The sequence below is a fragment of the Curtobacterium sp. SP.BCp genome, from assembly GCF_051903255.1.
Lineage (GTDB): Bacteria > Actinomycetota > Actinomycetes > Actinomycetales > Microbacteriaceae > Curtobacterium.
This window is the reverse complement of record NZ_CP194338.1, coordinates 276,772-295,183: the sequence shown is the minus strand read 5'-3', so window position 1 is coordinate 295,183 and position 18,412 is coordinate 276,772. Positions and strand designations below refer to the sequence as shown.

The following is an 18,412-nucleotide window of genomic DNA, read 5'->3' as shown; positions in this document are numbered from 1 at the left end:
CACCACACCCGCTCCTGCACCGGAGGTACCCATGCTGTTCGACGTCACGATCGAGATTCCGTGCGGCAGCGGCAACAAGTACGAAGTCGACCACACCACCGGCCGGATCCGTCTCGACCGGGCGGTGTTCACCAGCATGGTGTTCCCCCAGGACTACGGCTCCATCGACAACACCCTCGGCGACGATGGCGACCCCCTCGATGCCCTCGTGCTCCTACCCCGTCCCACGTTCCCCGGCGTCGTCATCACGGTCCGGCCGATCGGGATGCTGCGCATGGTCGATGAGAACGGCGTCGACGACAAGATCCTCACCGTCCCGGCTGGCGACGACCGCTTCGCGCAGCTGCAGGACATCACAGATGTGCCGGAACACACGCTGGCGGAGATCGAGCACTTCTTCGCCCACTACAAGGAGATCGAACACGGCAAGCACGTCACCACCAACGGGCGGGCCGGTCGTGCTGCTGCCGAAGCCGTCATCCGCATCGCGCAGGAAGCCCACACCCGACACCCGTGACCCACGGTCCCCAAGGCCGCCGCGGGGAGGCACTGGCGCCGAGTGATCGCCAGCAGGTCGTCCCTCCGCCTCCCCGCGGCTTCCCGGCAACCACAGACCAGCTCGAGGCATGACCCGAACCGAAGGAACGTCATCATAAACGACTACATCAGCGGCATCCACCGGTCGACCGTCCGCAGCTCGAAGCGATGATCGGGTTTGTCCGTGATGGTGACACCGTGCTGGTGCACTCGATGGACCGGCTTGCCCGGAACCTCGAAGACCTCCGCCGGCTCGTGCGCCGGCTCACGGATAAGAAGGTCCGCGTCGAGTTCGTCAAGGAGCAGTTGACCTTCACCGGGGAGGACAGCGCGATGGCGAACTTGCTGCTGAACATGATGGGTGCGTTCGCGGAGTTCGAACGCGAGCTGATCCGGGAACGTCAGCGTGAGGGGATCGCGTTGGCGAAGCAGCGTGGGGTGCACCTCGGCCGGGCGCGATCGCTTGGCGCAGTGCAGATCGCGGAGCTGATCGGCCGCGCGGGCACCGGTGCACCGAAGACGGTGCTGGCGAGGGAGTACGGCGTGAGTCGGGAGACGGTGTACGCCTACCTCCGCGCAGCATCGCCCGCGGGTGAGTGAGGCAGGCGAGCGTGATCAGAACCATGCAGGACAGCATGGACAGTCACAGTCCCTGATCTACTCAGCCGAGGGCACACAGGCGTGCGGGGAGCGACCGGCTGCCTGGCGCAAGCTCCGGCCGCTTTTCGAGGAGGAAGGGCGGAACCTCCCTGGACGTGCAGGGCTAGACGCTTGTCCGGTCAGCGCCTGCGTCACCCTCGCACTCAGGTTGGTCTCGTCGGCGGGGCGTTGTCTCGTGGAGGTCAGTCGAGGAGGAGACACATGGTCAAGACTTGGTTCATCACTGGCGCATCGAAGGGCTTCGGCCGCGAGTGGGCGGAGGCAGCCCTCGAGCGCGGTGATTCCGTCGCCGGCACAGCGCGGAACACTGACGACGTGCAAGCACTCGTTGACCATTACCCGGAGACGTTCCTAGCGATCCGGCTCGACGTGACGGATCGTGCCGCGGACGTCGCCGCCGTGCAGCAGGCCGCCGAGCACTTCGGCCGGCTCGACGTCGTCGTGAACAACGCCGGCTTCGGCCACTTCGGCATGGTCGAGGAACTCTCCGAGGACGAGGTCCGCGCGCAGCTCGAGACGAACTTCTTCGGCGCGCTCTGGGTCACGCAGGCGGCACTGCCGATCATGCGGGAGCAGGGCTCGGGGCACATCGTGCAGGTGTCGAGCATCGGCGGGATCAGCGCGTTCCCGACCGTCGGCGCGTACCACGCGTCGAAGTGGGCGCTCGAGGGGCTCTCGCAGTCACTTGCGCAGGAGGTCGCGGGCTTCGGCATCCACGTGACCCTCGTCGAGCCGGGCGGGTTCTCGACCGACTGGTCGGGCCCGTCCTCGAAGCACAGCGAGGAACTCGACGCCTACGCGGACGTCCGCGAGGCCGCGTCAAAGCGGCCATCGGCATCCGACCCGGGCAAGCCCGAGGCGACGCGGTCGGCGATCCTCAAGGTTGTTGACGCGGACCAGCCGCCGCTGCGGGTCTTCTTCGGCAAAGCACCGCTCGGCATCGCCGAGCAGGACTACGAGTCGCGGCTCGCGACCTGGCGGCAGTGGCAGCCGGTCGCCGAGGAAGCGCACGGCTCCTGACGCACCCAGCTTCATCGATCCAGAACGAAAGGAACGACACATGACGTTCATCACCGTCGGAGCCGAGAACGGGCACGACATCGACCTGCACTACGACGACTTCGGCACCGGCGACCCCGTCGTGCTCATCCACGGTTGGCCGCTCTCCGGCCGGTCGTGGGAGGGTCAGGTGCCGGCGCTCGTCGAGGCGGGCCACCGGGTCATCGCGTACGACCGCCGCGGGTTCGGACAGTCGTCGCAGCCGTGGGGCGGGTACGACTACGACACCTTCGCCGCCGACCTCGACAAGCTGATCACGGGTCTCGGACTGACGGGGGTCACGCTCATCGGGTTCTCGATGGGTGGCGGCGAGCTCGCCCGCTACGTGTCGACGTACGGCACCGGCAAGGTCGCCAAGCTCGTGTTCGCCAGAGCCGTCCCGCCGTACCTCTGGAAGTCGGACGACAACCCCGAGGGCGGGGTGGACCAGGACCTCGCGGACTGGTTCACGAACGGGATCACCGGCGACCGTCCGGCGTTCCTGCGCGAGTTCGTCGACAAGTTCTACACGGCCGGCGGTGAGCCGGGGCTGCTGAAGAAGCCGCTCGTCAGCGACGACCAGCGCGCGTACGACCTCGCGATCGCCGAGCTGGCGTCGCCGAAGGGCACCCTTGACTGCACCGCGGCCTTCGCCACGACGGACTTCCGCGACGACCTGACGAAGGTGGACGTCCCGACGCTCGTCATCCACGGCGACTCGGACGGCATCGTGCCGTTCGAGGTGTCGGGCAAGCGGACCGCGGCGGCGATCCCGAACGCGCAGACGCACGTCATCGAGGGCGGCCCGCACGGGGTGCTCGCCTCACACCGGGACGAGTGGAACCAGGTCGTCCTGCGCTTCCTCGCCGGGTCCCCGGGGACCACCACGCCGTGAGTATTCATGTGGCCCCGGGCGGCGAAGCGACCCTCGCCGCCCGGGATCGGATGCGCGACCAGAACCTGCCCCTGGAGCAGCGCTTCACGAACGACTTCACTGACCACGATCCCGCAGCAGGGCAGCCCGACGGCGGCGCCGGGATCGCATGGTTCTGGGAACGATTCGCCCGCGCCTTCGACTACCAGCGTGATGACGTGGAGACGATCGTCGCGTCAGGGTTCGTCACGACGATCTCCACGATCAGCGGCACCCACATCGGCGAGTGGAACGGATGGGAAGCCACCGGCCGCCGATTCTCGATCCGGAACGTGCAGGTCTTGGGCTTCCGTGACGGGCTCGCGAGTGACCGGTGGGGGGCGACCGACGAGTACGGCATGGCCGAACAACTCGGGCTCGTCCACCCGCCTCGGTCGTGACCCTGCCGGCGCGTCCGCCGCACCGGCACGGTCCCTGCGACCGGGGTGCCTGGTCGGTCAGGTCGTGACGCGGGGCGCTGCCAGCTCGAGGTTGATGTCGTCAGGGTCCTGTACCGAGAGGATTACGAGGCCGAACGGCGGGAGATCAGTGATCTCTCCGCGGATGATCCCTGCGTCATCGAGTCGGCGTGCGGCGTCGTGCAGGTCGTTGACGGAACCGACGCGGAAACTCAGATGGTCAAGGCCCACCCGATCCGGGTTGAACCGATCATCCGCGGCGGCGACCGGGCGGAGACCGAGGGTCTGACCGTGGAACGTGAACGAGCAGCCCCCGTAGGTGCGCCATGGGTCCTCGTGGATCGAGGGGTCGTCGATTTCGTCGCTGAAATCGCTGCCGGGTGGCATGCCGAAGAGCTGCTGGTAGAACGCTTTGCTGCGGTGGATGTCCGTCACGGTCAGCCGAATGTGCGAGAACCCTTGCGGGTCGATGATGCCGTCATCCATCAACCCAAACAACACCTGATTGATGTGTGCGCCCAGCAGCCGGTGCGGCTGATCGGAGCTTACGATTGCCGGCCGGAGGACGCATGCCGCCGATCTCCGACGGCTAACGGATCCCGTGGATTGCGGATCAGTGGAGAACGCGGTGCCATAGCTGTGCTCAAGTTCATCAGCGGGTGCGGTGCTGATCGTCAGCGGCACCCCGATGCCGACTTGGAACGGAACGAGCGCTGTTTGGCCGTACGCGTCGGAGGTCGGGACCTGCAGCGTCTCGATCAGCCAACTCAGATTCGCCGCGGTCGAGGCGCGTTGCACGGCGGCGGCGACGATGTCATTGGTTTCAACGGAGGTGGTGCCGTCGTAGAGGTACTTCACGATCGGCGACCACCAGTGAGCAGATGGGTGTGGCTGTGTGCGGTGATGCACGGAACAGTAGGCCACGTCACCCGACCGGCCGTGCAGTCGGGGTTGAGGGCGATCATCCTGAACGTCGGGGGACACAACGTGCAAGTGCGCGGCGTAGCGTGCCGGTATTCGCGTCCGCAGGTTCGTGATGCTTCCCCGGTTCCCCGGTCGGTCAAGCTCATTTCTGGGAACCGGAGCGCGTCATGGCCGCATCAGCGAACTCCATACTGGGATGGTCACAGCACGCCGGCGGTGTGTGGGTCGCATCCACGGATGACGGAGCGGTGCTCGGGTCGGTGACGCAGACGGATCGGTTCACCGTGACGAGTGCGGACGGATCAGTGACCGGCACACATCGGTCGCTCGACGCCGCGCAGAGCGAGCTGGAGGGGTTCCATCGGTGGCGGCAGTCGCTGACGGAATGATCGGATTCTGCCCGCCGAACGAACGTCGCATGCTTGCTGGTGCCGTGTACGTTCCGGGCGACGCCGGTTAGTTGTCGTAGCGTGCGGCGCTTCGAAAGGTCTCACCGGGGAGCTCACCGAACGCGTCCCGGTACGCGCCGGAGAACCGGCCGAGGTGTGTGATCCCCACGGCGCGAGCGACGTCGGACACGGAGGTGGCGGTCCCGGACTCGAGCTGCTGCCGAGCCATCAGCAGCCGGACTCCGCGGAGGTAGGTCATCGGGGTGGTGCCGTGCGCTCGTTGGAACGCTGCTTGCAAGCCACGCTGGCTCATCCCGGCAGCGGTCGCGACATCGTCGAGCGTGATGTGGTCCCCGATGTGGTCGAGGATGAACGTCTCCGCCTGACCGAGCGGGGTTGCGGGGGCTTGTTCACTACGGCGGCCGACCGGCCAGTGCGGGATCGCGGTCAGCAGGCCCGCCGCGGCAGTGCGGGCAAGCTCCCGCTCCCGTTCCAGGGAGACCTCCCCGGTGGTGCCGAGGATCTCCGCGGCGACAGCGCGAACCATCAGCCACCACGCGGCCAAGGGCGCACCGTCGGGAACGTGGTTCGGTTTGAACTCCAACGGCCGCGGCTCCCACCCGCCTCGGTCCGCGGCGACCTGTTCGACGAGTTCCCGGTCGATGCGCATGACGTCTTTCTGGAACCGATCCCACTGCACCTGCTGCACGCCGGGCGCGTACAACACGGGCCGGCCGACGGGCAGCTGTTGCCCGCCGACGACGGCGTGGCCGGCTTTCAGCCAGACGACGATGATCGCCGCGGACGCGTCCACGTCGCCCCGGATCGTGCCGGTGCAGCTAGTGGACTCCAACGTCAGCAGCGATGTGCCGGTCAGAGTCTCCTCGAACAGGAAATCGTTGCTGCCGGTGACGTCGAGGCTGCGGATCTGGAACGTGTGCTGGAGCGCGTTCCGCGCGACCGCAGTGTCACGAGTCCGCGTGACCAGTCGCGTGCGGAGAATCGTTCCGTCAGGGTTGCCGGTGTCCGTGTCAGCGACGGCTACCTGGTCGGTCATATGAAGTCGTTCTCTTCGGAGCAGCGGAGGCGGTTAGGAGCGGCGGAGGGTGTCGCGGGGGTACTCGCCGTGCTGTTCGGCGTAGGCGGAGGAAAACCGGCCGGCGTGAGCGAAGCCCCACTGCCGGGCGACGTCGCCGATGTTCGTGGTTGCCGGGTCCCCGGCCAGCAGAGCGTCGTGCACCCGGTCGAGGCGAGTCTGTCGGATGTACGCGTTCGGCGTCATCCCGAACACCCGCTGGAACGCATGTTGCAGCGCGCGGAGGCTGAGGTTCGCGACCTGGGCGATGTCGTTCGTCGTGATTGGCAGATGGGCGTGTTCGTGCACGTACTCGACCGCGAGGCGGATGTGACTGTTTTTCGGCAGCAGCAGTTCCCCCGGTAGCGAGGATGACACCACCGGGTATAGCTCCAACAGTGCGAGCGCCCCGAGCCGACCCATCTCCGCCTGCAGCAGCGGGGACGCCTGCCGGTCCATGACCGTGTGGGAGATCAGCTGCACGCTGCTGCGCCACACATGCAGCGCCCGATCATCCGGCCGGACCGTGTGGTCTAACTGCAAGTCACCCGCGGCGACTCCCCGCTCCCCCGCGACGGTCTCGAGGGCGGACCGGTTGATCTGCACGATGCGTTGGTCGTAGTCGTCGTACGAGAACGCGGCGCCCTGCTGCGGCCACAACTGTGGCCGGCCCGGTTCCATCTCGATCCGGTCATCGCCGGCACCGATGCTCGCCCGGCCCTTCGTCGTCCACTGCACCACGAAGTCCTCCGACGGCGTCATCACCCCATCCAGATGCCCGTCGAACCGGATCGTTCGCAACGTCATCGCCTGATCGCCGACAGCGGTGTACCGGAACGAGAACGGCTGCCGAGTCTGGTCGGCACTCCACTGCTGCCCCGCGTACGCGGCAGCGAGGAAGTCGCGAGCAACGTCAAGATCGGTGCTCTGCGCCTGGTCCTGAATACGGGTCGGATTCTGATCGATCATGGTGTCGGCAGCAGCATGCCCGAGCCCGTCACCGCACCCCGGCCGAGTATCCAAAACCCGTCGCACATCGCTCGCAGTGTCGTTTTGCAGCAGGGCACGGTCCGCCGGATCAGGACGTGCGGCATGTCCAATGATCGACACGTCGGCCCCTCGGTCACGTCCAACAATCGACAACGACACCGAACCCGCTCGCGCACCATCGGGTGCCCCTTCTACGGTCATGGCATCGCCCGCCGCCGACACGTCGGCCCAGCAGGCAAGGACGACACCGTGACCACGATCACCGCCCCCGATCTTCAGCTCGCACCGACCAGCGCCCACGACGTCGTGTCGCTGCGTCGCACACCGACCGATAAGCGTTGCCCGTTCAGCGAAGTTCGGGAGGCACGTCGCCAGCACACGCTGCAGGTCGCAGCGATCAGCACCGGGATCGTCACCGTCACCGTCGCCGCGTCCGCCGCAGTCATCCTCGCGCTCTCCGCGTGAACGCGACCGTGCCCACGCACGGACCGGAACAGCACACCCCGGCACAAGCCCCACGTTTCTGACAGAACAGGACGACCTCGATGAGCATGCACGACCTTCTCGACCAGCTTCGCCGCAACCCCACCGAGTGGCACCGCCGCGGCATGAGCGCCCCCGGAGACATCGACCGGATCGTCACCGAACGCCTCGCCCACCACTACGTCAGCAGCACCCAACCCGCAGCAGAACCCACCTACGCGGATTTCTTCATCGCGGCCTAACCCGGCAGCGCTCCCACGCGGGCCAGTCACCACCCCGACCGGTACGCTCACGACCAACATCAGCAGGCCTATGACGCTCCTCACCCTCACCCCCAGCAGCCGCGAGACCACAACGCAACGCAACGCGTCCAGCGCCGCCGACGCGCTCTTCACCGAACACGGCGTCATCCCGGTCACCCTCCAGCAGGTCGCTGACCGCGCCGGCATGAGCCTCGCGGACCTCGCGACCGCGTACCCAACGAAGCAGACCCTCGTCATCGCAGTCCTCCAACGCTGGCACGGCTCCTGGCGACGCGCCCTCGATCGCATCACCGACACATCCAACGACCCGCGGGACGAGATCCTCGGGATCTTCGACTACCTCGAAGAGTGCTTCGCCGACGAAGGCTGGCGAGGGTGCGCGTTCATCAACGGCCACGCCGAACTCGGCCGCCAAGACCCCGACATCGCTGCGCTTGCCCGAAAGCACTTCCTCGACGTCGAACGCCACCTCACCCTCGTCTGCGAACGCGGCGGCATGCCCGCCCACATCGCACAAGGACTCTCCCTCCTCATCGAAGGAGCCCGCGTCGAATCAGCCGTCCAACACTCCGCACAGCCCGCACGAGCAGCCCGCCTGACCGCCGCGATGGTGATGTCCGTCTACGACACCCGACCCACCTTCTAACACCCTCCCAGCGCATGAACATCGCGGCTTCCCCCTCGCACTACGAACGAGACGAGACCGTCCCGCCCGTGCGGATCGAGACCTACCGCGGAATGCGCCGCCGCTTCCGACGCGGCGAACAACCGACCACTGAAACCCCATCAGCGCGCGACCTGCTCCTGCTCACCAACCGCTCGTAGCCCGGTCCTAGCCGGCCGGGTCAGTTACGACGGCTGCTGCGCCTCCTGTGATTGGAATCCGGAACCGGCTGCGAGCGGTCGTCTGGCTTGCCGCCTACGAGCAGGCGATCAACGAATCCGCTGCTGATCCCGAGGCCCCTGCCGTCCGATCAAGGCATCGTTGTGTCGCGCATGCGTTGAGCCGGGCTTGCTCCTGACGCGTCCGGTTGACCACCGGTTGACGAGACACCGACGACGCCCGTGAGTTGCAGTTTTCGGTCGCCGCGCGCATCGGTCGGCGGCCGCGCTTCCTCCCGCGTACCGTCCAGTCCGACACGGCGCCGCGGCGGTGCCGACGAGGTGGGAGGAGTACACCATGCGAGCAGTCGTCTACAACGGACCGAAGGACGTCAGCGTTCAAGATGTTCCGGACGCGACGATCGAACAGCCAACCGACGTCCTGGTGCAGATCACGGCGACGAACATCTGCGGATCAGACCTGCACATGTACGAGGGTCGCACCGACATCGAGCCCGGCAGCGTGTTCGGGCACGAGAACCTCGGCACCGTCGTCGAGGTCGGCGATGGTGTCCAAAAGGTGCAGGTCGGCGACCGAGTCGTCCTCCCCTTCAACGTCGCGTGCGGGTTCTGCAAGAACTGCGAGCGAGGCTGGTCAAGCTTCTGTCTCACTATGCAGCCGAACAAGGCCGCTGCCGGTGCTGCATACGGCTACGCAGACATGGGCCCCTACCGAGGCGGGCAGGCCGAGCTGCTGCGCGTCCCATTCGGGGACTACAACGCGCTCCGACTGGGCGAGGACTCGGTCGAAAAGGAGAACGACTACGCCATGCTGTCGGACATCTTCCCGACAGGCTGGCACGGCGCCGAGCTCGCCGGGGTGCAGCCGGGCGACACGGTGGTCGTCTACGGCGCCGGACCCGTCGGCCTCATGGCCGCGCTCTCCGCCTCGATCAAGGGTGCGTCACAGATCTTCGTCGTGGACCGTCAGGCCGACCGGCTCCGGCTCGCCGAGTCGATCGGCGCGATCGCCGTCGACGACTCGAAGGTCGATCCCGTACAGACCGTCCTCGACGCGACCCTCGGTCTCGGAGCCGACCGCGGCATCGAGGCCGTCGGGTACCAGGCGCACGACGGCCAGGGCAACGAGCAGCCCAACCTCGTGCTGAACCGGCTCATCGCCTCGGTCCGCTTCACAGGCGGGATCGGCGTGGTCGGTGTGTACCTGCCGGAGGACCCGGGAGCGTCGGACGAGCTGGCGAAGAAGGGACAGATCGCGCTGGACTACGGCACGTTCTTCTTCAAGGGCCAGCACATGGGCACCGGTCAGGCTCCGGTCAAGCGCTACAACCGCCAGCTCCGCGACCTGATCGCCGCCGGCAAAGCGTCGCCGTCCTTCATCGTCAGCCACAACCTGTCGCTCGAAGACGCCCCCAATGCGTACGAGCACTTCGACGCACGCGATGACGGCTGGACCAAGGTGATTCTGCACCCCTGAGCGGTGCAGCGCAGTGAGCCGAGCCCACACAACTGGGCCGGCTCACTGCCGTCTCGTCGGCGGTATCCCGCAGACCGCGGACTGCCGTCAGTCCGGCGTGCCCGCCGCCTCGGGCTGGCACAATACCCGATGCGCGAGCGTGAGGACGGGTGCGTGTCGTCGACGCACACTCGGTGCGATGCCCGGCCTGCGACCTACGATCGCGACCCGTCGCGGACGCACGCCTGATTACTGGCATCGCTTCAGGAGAGCACGCTGGTGGCGGGGAGTTCTGAGCCGTAACTGTCTTCGAGTTCATCAGCGGGCGCGACGGCGATGTTCAGGGGCACGCCGCCACCGACGCGGAATGCAGCAAAGGCAGCTCTTTGGCGTATCGATGCGCACCGCCCTTACCGTCTCGTCCGGCTAGAGCGCGCAACCAACAGTGACGATCACCGGATGAACGGGTGAGGGACGCGGAGCGTTCGGGTTACCCCGCGTCCCCCAGCACGGAGCGCGCCACTTCACGCATCACCTCCCCATGCAGGGATGCACGCTGCGCGGCCCGTCGCGAGAACTGATATACCGATATTGCGATGGTCTGACGGTTTGGCCCCGAGACGCAACGGTACTGATGTCACCTCGCATCGTCGAGTGCTCAGTGTCGGTTTCACCGTTGCCTGGGGCTGGGGAGACGCTGCACATGGGAAACGCCGGCCCGTGAAAGGCCGGCGTTCCGGGGCGCTGGATCAGACCCGAACTGCTCCAGCACCACACACCTTGCCGGATCAAGTTTGTACGCACAAGCCCTCTCAAAAGGGGACACGGCCCGTCAGGCGGTGCCCGCATACTGGGTGTGCTTCGGCTGGTTACCGGAGTAGAGCCGCGACGTGCCACCTGATCAGCGCAGAACGGCTCGGGTGGCGTCCGGGGTTGCTTTCCCGTGCCGCGGGCGTCACTCTCACCGGACGCTGTTTCCCTACCGGGTGCCGGTGACGGGAATGTCCCAGTAGGAGGGCTGCTCGTACTGCTCCGACCAGCCGCGCCGCATCCGGGTCGCTGCCCGGTCGAACTCGGTCACGACGTCCGTGTCCGCAGTCAAGAGTGCTTGCAGGCGGAGGCCGTCGTAGAGGGCGAGGAGCTGCTTCGCACCCCGGACTGGATCCATCGTTACCGGTTCCCGTCCTTCCCGCACGTCGACGACGAGTCCCTCGTGGATTGCTTCCCGGAACCGCCGGTACGCGGACCGGTAGTAGTCCGCCCCGTCCACCGCCGGGTCGCTGGCCGAGGCAAGGCTGTACGCCAGCAGCTCCATCAGCGCCGGCTCTTCCGCGTGCGCGGCCATCAGCGCGTGCAGGTACGCCACGGTGCCCTTCTCACGGATCAGCGGCGCCAGTGGGGCGGAGATCGCCTGCGTCCACCGCTCCACTGTCGCCGCCAGCAGGGCACGATCCGTGGGGAAAAACTGCCGCACCGCTTCCGGCGTCATCCCCGCACGCTGAGCTGCGATGTCGAGGGTGAACCGGGTTACGCCCCCGTCGTGCAGGGCTGCGATCGCACCGTTGACCGCCCGTGTCCGCGGAGCTTCCTCCGCTTCCGCGGTCTGGCTCGTCAGCGGCGCGAGGGGGTGCTTCCGGAACCAGTCCAACAAGCCTCGTGCACGGGTGAGCCCGGCGGCTGGGTCAAGCGGGTGGCCGCCGGCGAAGAGGTCGCTGAACCCGGGCACGTTCCGCATGAGCGGGTCGAGCGGTTGGAATGCCATCGACCAGTCCGGGAACGACCGCTGCCCGACCTGCTCGTCGAGCAGCACGCGGACGTTGGTGTGGCGGGGGTCGATGCGGACCTGTTCGAAGCGAACCCGGACGACGTCGTCGTCGCCTTCGAGGATCCCGAGGCAGTTGTCGCCCTTGTGCGCGAGGATTCCCGTCACCCCTAGGGCCGTGTTCTTTTCCCGGCCGACGGCGAGGATCTGCGCGAGCTCGGTGTCCGTGATTGGACGGGTCTGGGTGCTGGTGTAGACGATCGAACGCATCAGTGCTGGTCTCCCTGTTCTTCCCGGAACACTGCATTCCCAAGTGAAGACTGCGTCACGATCTGACTCAACCCCACCTTTGGGTCGTCGACCGCTGCCGCTCACCCCTGATCGGCACCGAGCATGCTTCGGGGTTGAGTGAGGTGCGCGGGCGGTGGTCATTGGTTCGGGTCCGGGACCACCGCCCGCGCGCTACAACGCCGTCGGGATCGACGCACAAGGTCATGACGAGGCCAGCCCGGTAACAGGGAGTCGGGCACCCGCAGCCAGTGACCACGGGGTAGCGCGGGCGATGCTACGCCGCCCCCGCTACAACGCATAGCCCCAGACGGCTGCGGGTATCAATCGTGAACCAGTCAGTGGATGACGTTCGTCGCGGGGAGTTCGAGCCCGTAGCTGTGTTCGAGCTCGTCATCGGGTGCGGCGCTGATCTCGAGGGGCACTCCGTCGCCGACTTGAAACGGCGCGAACGCTGCTTGGCCGTACTCGTCGGAGGTTGGGACCTGCAGTGTCTCGATGAGCCACGCCAGGCCCGCCGTGGCCGAGGCGCGTTCCACAGCGGCGGCGAGGATGTCGTTGGTCTCGACGTAGGTGGTGCCGTCGTAGAGGTACTTCACGATCGGCGACCTGTGGGCGGATGGGCGGAGCTGTGTTTGACGATGGATTAAACGGTAGACCCGCCTGCCCGACCGGCGGCGCATGTTGGACAGTGCCCGGCTGACCCAAGCATCGAACTGTGTCGAAGACCTCGCCCGATGCGGGGAACCGACCGCAACGGTGACCTGTTCAAGAGAGGGTGTCCAGCTTCATAGAGAAGGCGTCGGGCGGGGTGAGAATCGGTTCCATGGATGTTGTGGAGCGCATGCAGCAGGCGGCGAGAGCAGCAGTGAGGGCGGCGATGAGTCCGAGCCGTGCGAAGTAGGGCCGGGCGTGCACTGGCATCAACCCGATCAACGAGAACGATGATTCGGCTAACTCCATCACCGCAGCGCGTTCCGTTTCGGTGCGTGGGACGCCCGCGAGCACGAGCGTCGCCCATCCGAGGATCGATGCCGATGACAGCCCCGCGTCAATGACGCTGCCTTGATCGGTTCCAGGGGTACGGGCGCCGCCTGGTGGGTACGCAGTACGTCTGCAAGCTCCTCACGCATCACTGCACCGTACGAGCCGCCCCGCCGATCCGCCGGAGCGCGCCGGCGGACGCGACGAAGCTGAGGGCGTGAATCGGACAGCTTGTACTGTCGCTTGCGCTACACCGCGGAGCCCTAGCCGCGGGCGCCCGGATCCCTGTTCCCGGGCTGGCCTCGTCACGACCACGTGCGTCGAACCCGACGGCGTCGTAGCGCGAGGGCGCCTGCTGGCGGACCCGAACCAGTCAGCAGACGCCCTCGCATTCCCGGCCCCGTGCTCCAGCCATTCGGCGTACAGCACGACGTCGGTTCGGTGGCGCCTGACCCCAGTGAGCGGGTAGAACCAGACCGCCACTCCGGAAGTGCGGCTACACCTAAGCGTGTGGTGCTGGCAGTCGCACCCGACCGGCAGCGACCGCTGCGGTCGCGCCGGGACGACCAGCACCACATCCCACCCCTCTAGCCGCGGGACGCTTCCGCAGGCGAATTGGCGGTGCGGGTCCAGGGACGGTGCGAGCGGTGCCGCATTCGGGTTGCGAACCCGCTCGCCTGTCCGGGGCCGAGACAACCTGTGATCCTTCGCAAACTTAACTAATGCGCGTGGTGGATCAGCGGACGTGCGGGTTCGGTGGGGTGTGTGATGCTGCTTCCTGATGCCGATCGACGACGCGATGCCGGTGCGTCTCGAAGCGGCGGGGACGGACCCCGACGAAGCGCAGGCGCTGCTGACGCAGATGTACAGCGCCGACGTGTCCGTGCAGGCCGAGGCGAACCCGTTCGAGTACCGCTACGCCGCTGTCGGCGATCAAGCCCTGACACTTCGTACGTCCCGGTTCGCCGGCCGTATCGCCGGTGAGCTACCGCCGTCGCCGGACGAGGTCGTGGTGCAGTGGCTGCAGTCCGGCACCAGCCTGATCGACACGAACACCGATCAGCCGTTCGCGATGACCAACGGCATCCCGGTGCCGTTGCTGCCGCATCGATCGTTCGCGTTCGAGATGCACGACTACGAACAACGCCTGGTACATCTGTCGCGTCCGATCGTGGAACGCGTCGCATCGGAGCAAGGCGCTGACGTGTCCGGCGGGATCCTGTTCGATCACACGGTGCCACCGTCGGAGCAGGCGGTCCGCACCTGGCACAACACCGTCTCCCTGGTGTCGCACACGCTCCGGGAGAGCACGCCCGGTCGGCTGCTGCACGCGGAGATGGCACGGCTGGTGTCGGCGTCGCTGCTGGAGATGTACCCGCAGCAACGCGCCCCGCAGGCCGGGGAGGCTGGAGCGCAATCGGCGCATGTGCGGGCGGCGGTGGAGTACGTCCACCAGCACGCCCACCTGCCCATCACGACCACGACACTCGCGAAGCAGCTCGATGTCAGCCTCCGGGCGTTGCAGGAGGCGTTCCAACGGGACCTGCAGACCACCCCGAACGCGTTCATCCGGAGCGTCCGGCTCGGCCGAGTCCGGCAGGAGCTCCTCGCCGCGGATCCCGCGACGGTGACAGTGCGGCAGGTCGCTGAGGCGTGGGGGTTCGCGCACCTCGGCCGGTTCTCCCAGCAGTACACCGCCGAGTTCGGCGAGTACCCCAAGGACACCCTCGCCCGCCGCTGACGCTCGCCGGCATGAGGATGACCGGGTCGGACGGCGGTGGTCGCGGTGCAGAAGGACCGACGTGTCGGGAAGCGCGGAATGACCCTGTCCGCGATTCGCGGATGCTTAAAACCATTAGGTGATGGGGGTGGGTGGTCCCTAGCGTTGGGGACGTCAGGACGAGTCATCATCACCGCGTCCGCCCGATACTCCCCACAGGCTCGTGGGGGCAGCGCGAAGCCCGGTGGTCCTGAACGAATCAAGACGCACATCGTCTCCTGAAGGGGAGGTCACCATGACCGCCACCACCATCACCCCCGCACCCATCACCGGGTTCCCCGTTCCCGGCAAACACCATGTCGCAGCGCAGGCCGCACGGCCGGCCCGATCCTCGTTCTCCGAGGTCCGCGAAGCCCACCGCGCCCGAACACTTGCCGTCGCAGCGATCCTGACGGGCATCGGCGCCGTCAGCGCCTCCGCAGTCGCCGCGATCGCCCTCGCCGTCGCACCGTGACACGCACGATCGTTCCCATCGTGTTCGTCGACGAACGTGTCAACACGCCGACCGAACCCATCGACATGACCGCGCTGTTGCAGGCGCAGGAAGTTCATCACCATGCGTGACCAGCACCAGCTGCACCAGCTTCGCCAGAACCCGACCGAGTGGCACCGCCGCGGCATGACAGCCCCGGCGGAGATCGACGTGCTCGTCGCCAACCGGCTGCAGGAGAACTACCCGACCATCGCCGCCGCCGGCGAGCCGTCGTACGCGGACTTCTTCACCGCCCCGGCCGCCGCGTGAGCACCACCGACAACGCACCCGTGCCGGTGCTGCGATGGTCGGCCGCGGACGAGGGCTTCTGGGTCGCCGACGCGGACGGCTCCTACGCCGGCACCGTCGACCGGCAGGGCAAGCACCACTTCGTCCGCAACGGCTACGGCGAGTACATCGGCGACTACACCACCCTCCCCGCCGCGCAGCACGCCCTCGCCCAGCGCAGCACGAACCCGCACACACGGTGGCTGCACCGATGACCGCGACGCCGCAGATGCACGCCGCGACCTCGGTCGCGGAGATCCACGCCGACCATCGCCGCACATGGAGTCGGCTCATCACGCTCCAGCACGCTGCTGCCGGCACGTCCCCGCGCATCGGCAACGGCCGAGGACAGCTCGGCGGGTAGCCGCGAATCGCGGATCAGGCAGCCGACAGGTGTCGGGGTCCGCGACGATCGGCCATCCCGAGCACCAACGGAGAGAACACCGCCTACCGTGACAAACATCATGACTGCCAGCACCGCTTCCGCCTCACCAGACGGAAACGCTGACGTCGTCATCGCCGCGGACCGAATCTTCGCCGACATGGGTGCAGCCGGGTTGGACTACGACACAGTCGCTGCCGCCGCACACGTCGACGTCGACATCGTGCAGGCTGCATACCCGGCGGTCACGGATCTCGTGATCGCGGTGCTGCGGTACCAGCAGGACCAGTGGTCGGCAGGGCTGCAGCGTGCTGCCGCGAGTGTGCTCGAGCCGCGGGACAAGATCCTGACCCTGTTCAGCTACCTCGAGTCGTACTTCATGGACGACGCGTGGCGGGGCTGCTCGTTCATCAACGGCTACGGCGAGCTCGGCCGCACCGTCCCCGCGATCGCGGACCTCGCCGAACAGCACCTGACCAGCATCGAGACGCACCTCCAGACCCTGGCTGCAGCCGCCGGACTGCCGCCGTTCGTCGCCGACTCCCTGTCCCTCCTGGTGCAGGGCGCGAAGGTGGAAGCGGCGATCCACCGCACCACCCAACCGGCACGCTCCGCGCGGATGAGCGCAGCGATGCTGATGAGCGTCTACGACCCCGCCCGGCACGACCTCTTCATCTGACCGCCCCATCAGCGCGGATCTCTGCGGGCCGGATCGAGGTCAGCGTGCGGTCCGGTCGAGGATCTCCCGCACGTCGCTCGCCAATGCGCGGATCGCCGCGATCTCGCTGTCCGGGACCCGGTTCAACCGGTCCTGCACCTCGTCCGGGAACGACCCGAACGCGTCCCGTAACGCGGCCCTGGCGGTGTCAGTGAGTGTCAGGGTGCGGTTGCGGCGGTCGTCGGGGTCCTGCGCGCGGACGATGAGGTCCTTCTGCACCAGGCGGTCAGCGACGATCGTCGCCGCGGCCGCGGTGACGCCGAGCGCGGTCGAGACGTCCTTCGCCCGAGCGGGTATGTCCGACTGCTCCGCCGCCGCGATCAGCTGCAGCGCCTGGTAGTCCGCCGCGCGAAGACCCAGCCGGGCCCGGACACGGTTCGACAGCAACGTCTCCGCCGTCAGCAACTCGTGCGCTGCCTCGAGGAGCACCACGCCCGGCGGGACCTCAGGGTCGGTGGGAGTGGGCATCTCGGACCTCCAAACGGTCCGCGAACATCCTCCAGCACCCGTGTGACCCCGGAACGAACAGCCGCGACACCATCCGGTGTACACGGCGGCACATGCACGCCCGGGACCCGGCCGTCTGAAACGGGGTACGGAGCCGTCCGTACGCTCGGCGCATGAGCACCCCCACCGTGACCACGACGACCGCGAACAACGTCGCCGCGATCGTCGAGCAGTACCGGTACGCCGAAGCGCAACTCCACCGCCGCCGACAAACACTCTGCGGCCCTTCCCTCACCGACCGGGAAGCGCTCCGCCTCATCTACGTCAAAGCTGACACCGACCAGCCCTGCACACCCCGCACCGTCGCCACCGAACTGCGCATCACCGCCGCGTCCACGACCGCGCTCCTCGACCGGCTCCAAGGCGCCAGCCTCATCACCGGTACGCCGAAGCGCAACTCCACCGCCGCTCCGTGCTCCTCTACCCGGTGGACCGCCGGCAAGACCCGGACAGCATCGACCCCCTCACCGAACGCATCGCCACCCTCGCAGCCACCCTCACTGATGCCGACGCCACCACCGTCCAACGTTCCTCAGCGACCTTGCGCACCTCGTTGACAACGAATGCGCCGGCTGACAGTAGCTGCTTGCGAAGCGGATACGCACGCTGGACCACTGAGGACGTATCCGAAGACCGATCGGCTACCGGACGGCCCGCAGCTGTCTCGGTCAGGGTGTTGGCGTTCGAGGAGCGAGTGCGTGGCGGAGGGCGAGGACTCCGTCGCGAACGCGGGTGCCGGCGGTGCCAGTGCTGATTCCTAGTTGCTGGGCGATTTCCGGGACGGTGCGTTCCCCGAGGTAGCGCAGGAGCACGGCTTCGCGTTGCTTATCGGTAAGTCCTGCCAGTGCTGCGCTGAGCTGCGCCCTGATGAAGAGTGCGTCTCGATCGTCTGCGTGAGCGCCGCTGTCGTAGTCGCGGATCCCGACGCGGAAGTCGCGGTGTCGGGCGGCTTCGATACTGCGGATCCGGTCGATCGCACGGCGGTGTGCGATGGTCCGCAGCCAGGACAGCAGGTCAGCGCGGGCGGGGTCCCATTGGCCCGGGTGGCGCCAGAGGTCGAGGAAGGTCTCGTGAACGACGTCTTCGGCAAGATACGGGTCGAGGATGATCGTCGTGACGAAGCCTCGGAGGCCGACTGCGTGCGCCCGGTACGCCGCGGCGCAGAAGTCCCGATGCTGTCGTGGCGGGTTACCGGTCATCGTGCGTTACATCGCTGCACGGCCGGTCGGTGTGACGGGCAG

At 67.3% G+C, this 18,412-nt stretch carries 22 protein-coding genes and 1 pseudogene; 16 read left to right on the top strand and 7 right to left on the bottom strand.

Features of this window, described 5'->3' with window-relative positions; translation table 11 throughout:
* Nucleotides 1-31: 31 nt before the first annotated feature.
* The 5 genes and pseudogenes from ACRQ4C_RS01560 (at nt 32) to ACRQ4C_RS01540 (ending at nt 3,549) form a co-directional block, all read left to right on the top strand.
* A complete protein-coding gene (locus tag ACRQ4C_RS01560; RefSeq protein WP_439689813.1) occupies nt 32-517 on the top strand; it encodes an inorganic diphosphatase in 486 nt (161 codons plus the stop codon).
* 170 nt (nt 518-687) lie between these two features.
* Nucleotides 688-1,137 (top strand): annotated as a pseudogene (locus ACRQ4C_RS01555) (recombinase family protein); the annotation flags it as partial.
* A gap of 261 nt (nt 1,138-1,398) precedes the next feature.
* A complete protein-coding gene (locus ACRQ4C_RS01550) occupies nt 1,399-2,217 on the top strand; it encodes an SDR family oxidoreductase (RefSeq protein ID WP_439689812.1) in 819 nt (272 codons plus the stop codon).
* A 40-nt stretch (nt 2,218-2,257) separates the two neighbouring features.
* Entirely contained in the window at nt 2,258-3,130 is an 873-nt protein-coding gene (locus tag ACRQ4C_RS01545; RefSeq protein ID WP_439689811.1) for an alpha/beta fold hydrolase, read from the top strand.
* Nucleotides 3,127-3,549, top strand: a complete 423-nt coding sequence (locus ACRQ4C_RS01540; RefSeq protein WP_439689810.1) for an ester cyclase — start codon at nt 3,127-3,129, stop codon at nt 3,547-3,549. Before ACRQ4C_RS01545 ends, ACRQ4C_RS01540 begins: the two co-directional genes overlap by 4 nt.
* Before the next feature lie 57 nt (nt 3,550-3,606).
* Here the strand turns inward: ACRQ4C_RS01540 and ACRQ4C_RS01535 are convergent, their stop codons facing one another.
* From ACRQ4C_RS01535 to ACRQ4C_RS01525, 3 genes are all read right to left on the bottom strand, one after another.
* The gene (locus tag ACRQ4C_RS01535; RefSeq protein WP_439689809.1) at nt 3,607-4,425 is read right to left on the bottom strand and encodes a VOC family protein; all 819 of its coding nucleotides are present in this window, start codon (nt 4,423-4,425) and stop codon (nt 3,607-3,609) included.
* Between the two features lie 522 nt (nt 4,426-4,947).
* The gene (locus ACRQ4C_RS01530) at nt 4,948-5,937 is read right to left on the bottom strand and encodes a helix-turn-helix domain-containing protein (RefSeq protein ID WP_439689808.1); all 990 of its coding nucleotides are present in this window, start codon (nt 5,935-5,937) and stop codon (nt 4,948-4,950) included.
* Between the two features lie 33 nt (nt 5,938-5,970).
* Nucleotides 5,971-7,065 (bottom strand): helix-turn-helix transcriptional regulator, encoded by a 1,095-nt coding sequence (locus ACRQ4C_RS01525; protein ID WP_439689807.1) that lies wholly within the window; start codon nt 7,063-7,065, stop codon nt 5,971-5,973.
* Nucleotides 7,066-7,194: 129 nt separating this feature from the next.
* On the opposite strand from ACRQ4C_RS01525, the gene ACRQ4C_RS01520 reads away from it, so the two are divergent.
* The 4 genes from ACRQ4C_RS01520 (at nt 7,195) to ACRQ4C_RS01505 (ending at nt 10,011) form a co-directional block, all read left to right on the top strand.
* The gene (locus ACRQ4C_RS01520) at nt 7,195-7,410 is read left to right on the top strand and encodes a hypothetical protein (protein WP_439689806.1); all 216 of its coding nucleotides are present in this window, start codon (nt 7,195-7,197) and stop codon (nt 7,408-7,410) included.
* Between the two features lie 80 nt (nt 7,411-7,490).
* Complete coding sequence (locus tag ACRQ4C_RS01515; RefSeq protein WP_439689805.1) at nt 7,491-7,670, top strand: hypothetical protein; 180 nt, start codon at nt 7,491-7,493, stop codon at nt 7,668-7,670.
* A 70-nt stretch (nt 7,671-7,740) separates the two neighbouring features.
* Nucleotides 7,741-8,337: a TetR/AcrR family transcriptional regulator gene (locus ACRQ4C_RS01510; protein WP_439689804.1), complete on the top strand. Its 597-nt coding sequence runs from the start codon at nt 7,741-7,743 to the stop codon at nt 8,335-8,337.
* Nucleotides 8,338-8,871: 534 nt separating this feature from the next.
* On the top strand, nt 8,872-10,011 hold the full coding sequence (locus ACRQ4C_RS01505) for a glutathione-independent formaldehyde dehydrogenase (protein WP_439689803.1): 1,140 nt from the start codon (nt 8,872-8,874) through the stop codon (nt 10,009-10,011).
* A gap of 958 nt (nt 10,012-10,969) precedes the next feature.
* On the opposite strand, the gene ACRQ4C_RS01500 is transcribed toward ACRQ4C_RS01505, so the two are convergent.
* Nucleotides 10,970-12,022, bottom strand: a complete 1,053-nt coding sequence (locus ACRQ4C_RS01500) for a BLUF domain-containing protein (RefSeq protein WP_439689802.1) — start codon at nt 12,020-12,022, stop codon at nt 10,970-10,972.
* A 356-nt stretch (nt 12,023-12,378) separates the two neighbouring features.
* Entirely contained in the window at nt 12,379-12,639 is a 261-nt protein-coding gene (locus ACRQ4C_RS01495; RefSeq protein WP_439689801.1) for a hypothetical protein, read from the bottom strand.
* A 1,166-nt stretch (nt 12,640-13,805) separates the two neighbouring features.
* On the opposite strand from ACRQ4C_RS01495, the gene ACRQ4C_RS01490 reads away from it, so the two are divergent.
* The 6 genes from ACRQ4C_RS01490 to ACRQ4C_RS01465 all read left to right on the top strand — a co-directional run bounded on the left by ACRQ4C_RS01490 (nt 13,806) and on the right by ACRQ4C_RS01465 (nt 16,625).
* Nucleotides 13,806-14,765 carry a helix-turn-helix domain-containing protein gene (locus ACRQ4C_RS01490; RefSeq protein WP_439689800.1) on the top strand — a complete coding sequence of 320 codons (960 nt, stop codon included), beginning with the start codon at nt 13,806-13,808 and terminating at the stop codon, nt 14,763-14,765.
* 274 nt (nt 14,766-15,039) lie between these two features.
* The gene (locus ACRQ4C_RS01485) at nt 15,040-15,258 is read left to right on the top strand and encodes a hypothetical protein (protein WP_439689799.1); all 219 of its coding nucleotides are present in this window, start codon (nt 15,040-15,042) and stop codon (nt 15,256-15,258) included.
* 102 nt (nt 15,259-15,360) lie between these two features.
* Nucleotides 15,361-15,546: a hypothetical protein gene (locus ACRQ4C_RS01480; RefSeq protein ID WP_439689798.1), complete on the top strand. Its 186-nt coding sequence runs from the start codon at nt 15,361-15,363 to the stop codon at nt 15,544-15,546.
* Nucleotides 15,543-15,779 carry a hypothetical protein gene (locus tag ACRQ4C_RS01475; RefSeq protein ID WP_439689797.1) on the top strand — a complete coding sequence of 79 codons (237 nt, stop codon included), beginning with the start codon at nt 15,543-15,545 and terminating at the stop codon, nt 15,777-15,779. Before ACRQ4C_RS01480 ends, ACRQ4C_RS01475 begins: the two co-directional genes overlap by 4 nt.
* Entirely contained in the window at nt 15,776-15,928 is a 153-nt protein-coding gene (locus ACRQ4C_RS01470) for a hypothetical protein (RefSeq protein ID WP_439689796.1), read from the top strand. Before ACRQ4C_RS01475 ends, ACRQ4C_RS01470 begins: the two co-directional genes overlap by 4 nt.
* 100 nt (nt 15,929-16,028) lie before the next feature.
* Complete coding sequence (locus ACRQ4C_RS01465) at nt 16,029-16,625, top strand: hypothetical protein (RefSeq protein WP_439689795.1); 597 nt, start codon at nt 16,029-16,031, stop codon at nt 16,623-16,625.
* Nucleotides 16,626-16,664: 39 nt separating this feature from the next.
* Here ACRQ4C_RS01465 and ACRQ4C_RS01460 read toward each other — a convergent pair whose 3' ends face one another.
* Nucleotides 16,665-17,132 (bottom strand): MarR family winged helix-turn-helix transcriptional regulator, encoded by a 468-nt coding sequence (locus tag ACRQ4C_RS01460; protein ID WP_439689794.1) that lies wholly within the window; start codon nt 17,130-17,132, stop codon nt 16,665-16,667.
* Nucleotides 17,133-17,284: 152 nt separating this feature from the next.
* On the opposite strand from ACRQ4C_RS01460, the gene ACRQ4C_RS01455 reads away from it, so the two are divergent.
* Nucleotides 17,285-17,728 carry a hypothetical protein gene (locus ACRQ4C_RS01455; protein WP_439689793.1) on the top strand — a complete coding sequence of 148 codons (444 nt, stop codon included), beginning with the start codon at nt 17,285-17,287 and terminating at the stop codon, nt 17,726-17,728.
* A 111-nt stretch (nt 17,729-17,839) separates the two neighbouring features.
* Here the strand turns inward: ACRQ4C_RS01455 and ACRQ4C_RS01450 are convergent, their stop codons facing one another.
* Nucleotides 17,840-18,370 (bottom strand): sigma-70 family RNA polymerase sigma factor, encoded by a 531-nt coding sequence (locus ACRQ4C_RS01450; RefSeq protein WP_439689792.1) that lies wholly within the window; start codon nt 18,368-18,370, stop codon nt 17,840-17,842.
* Nucleotides 18,371-18,412: the final 42 nt, after the last annotated feature.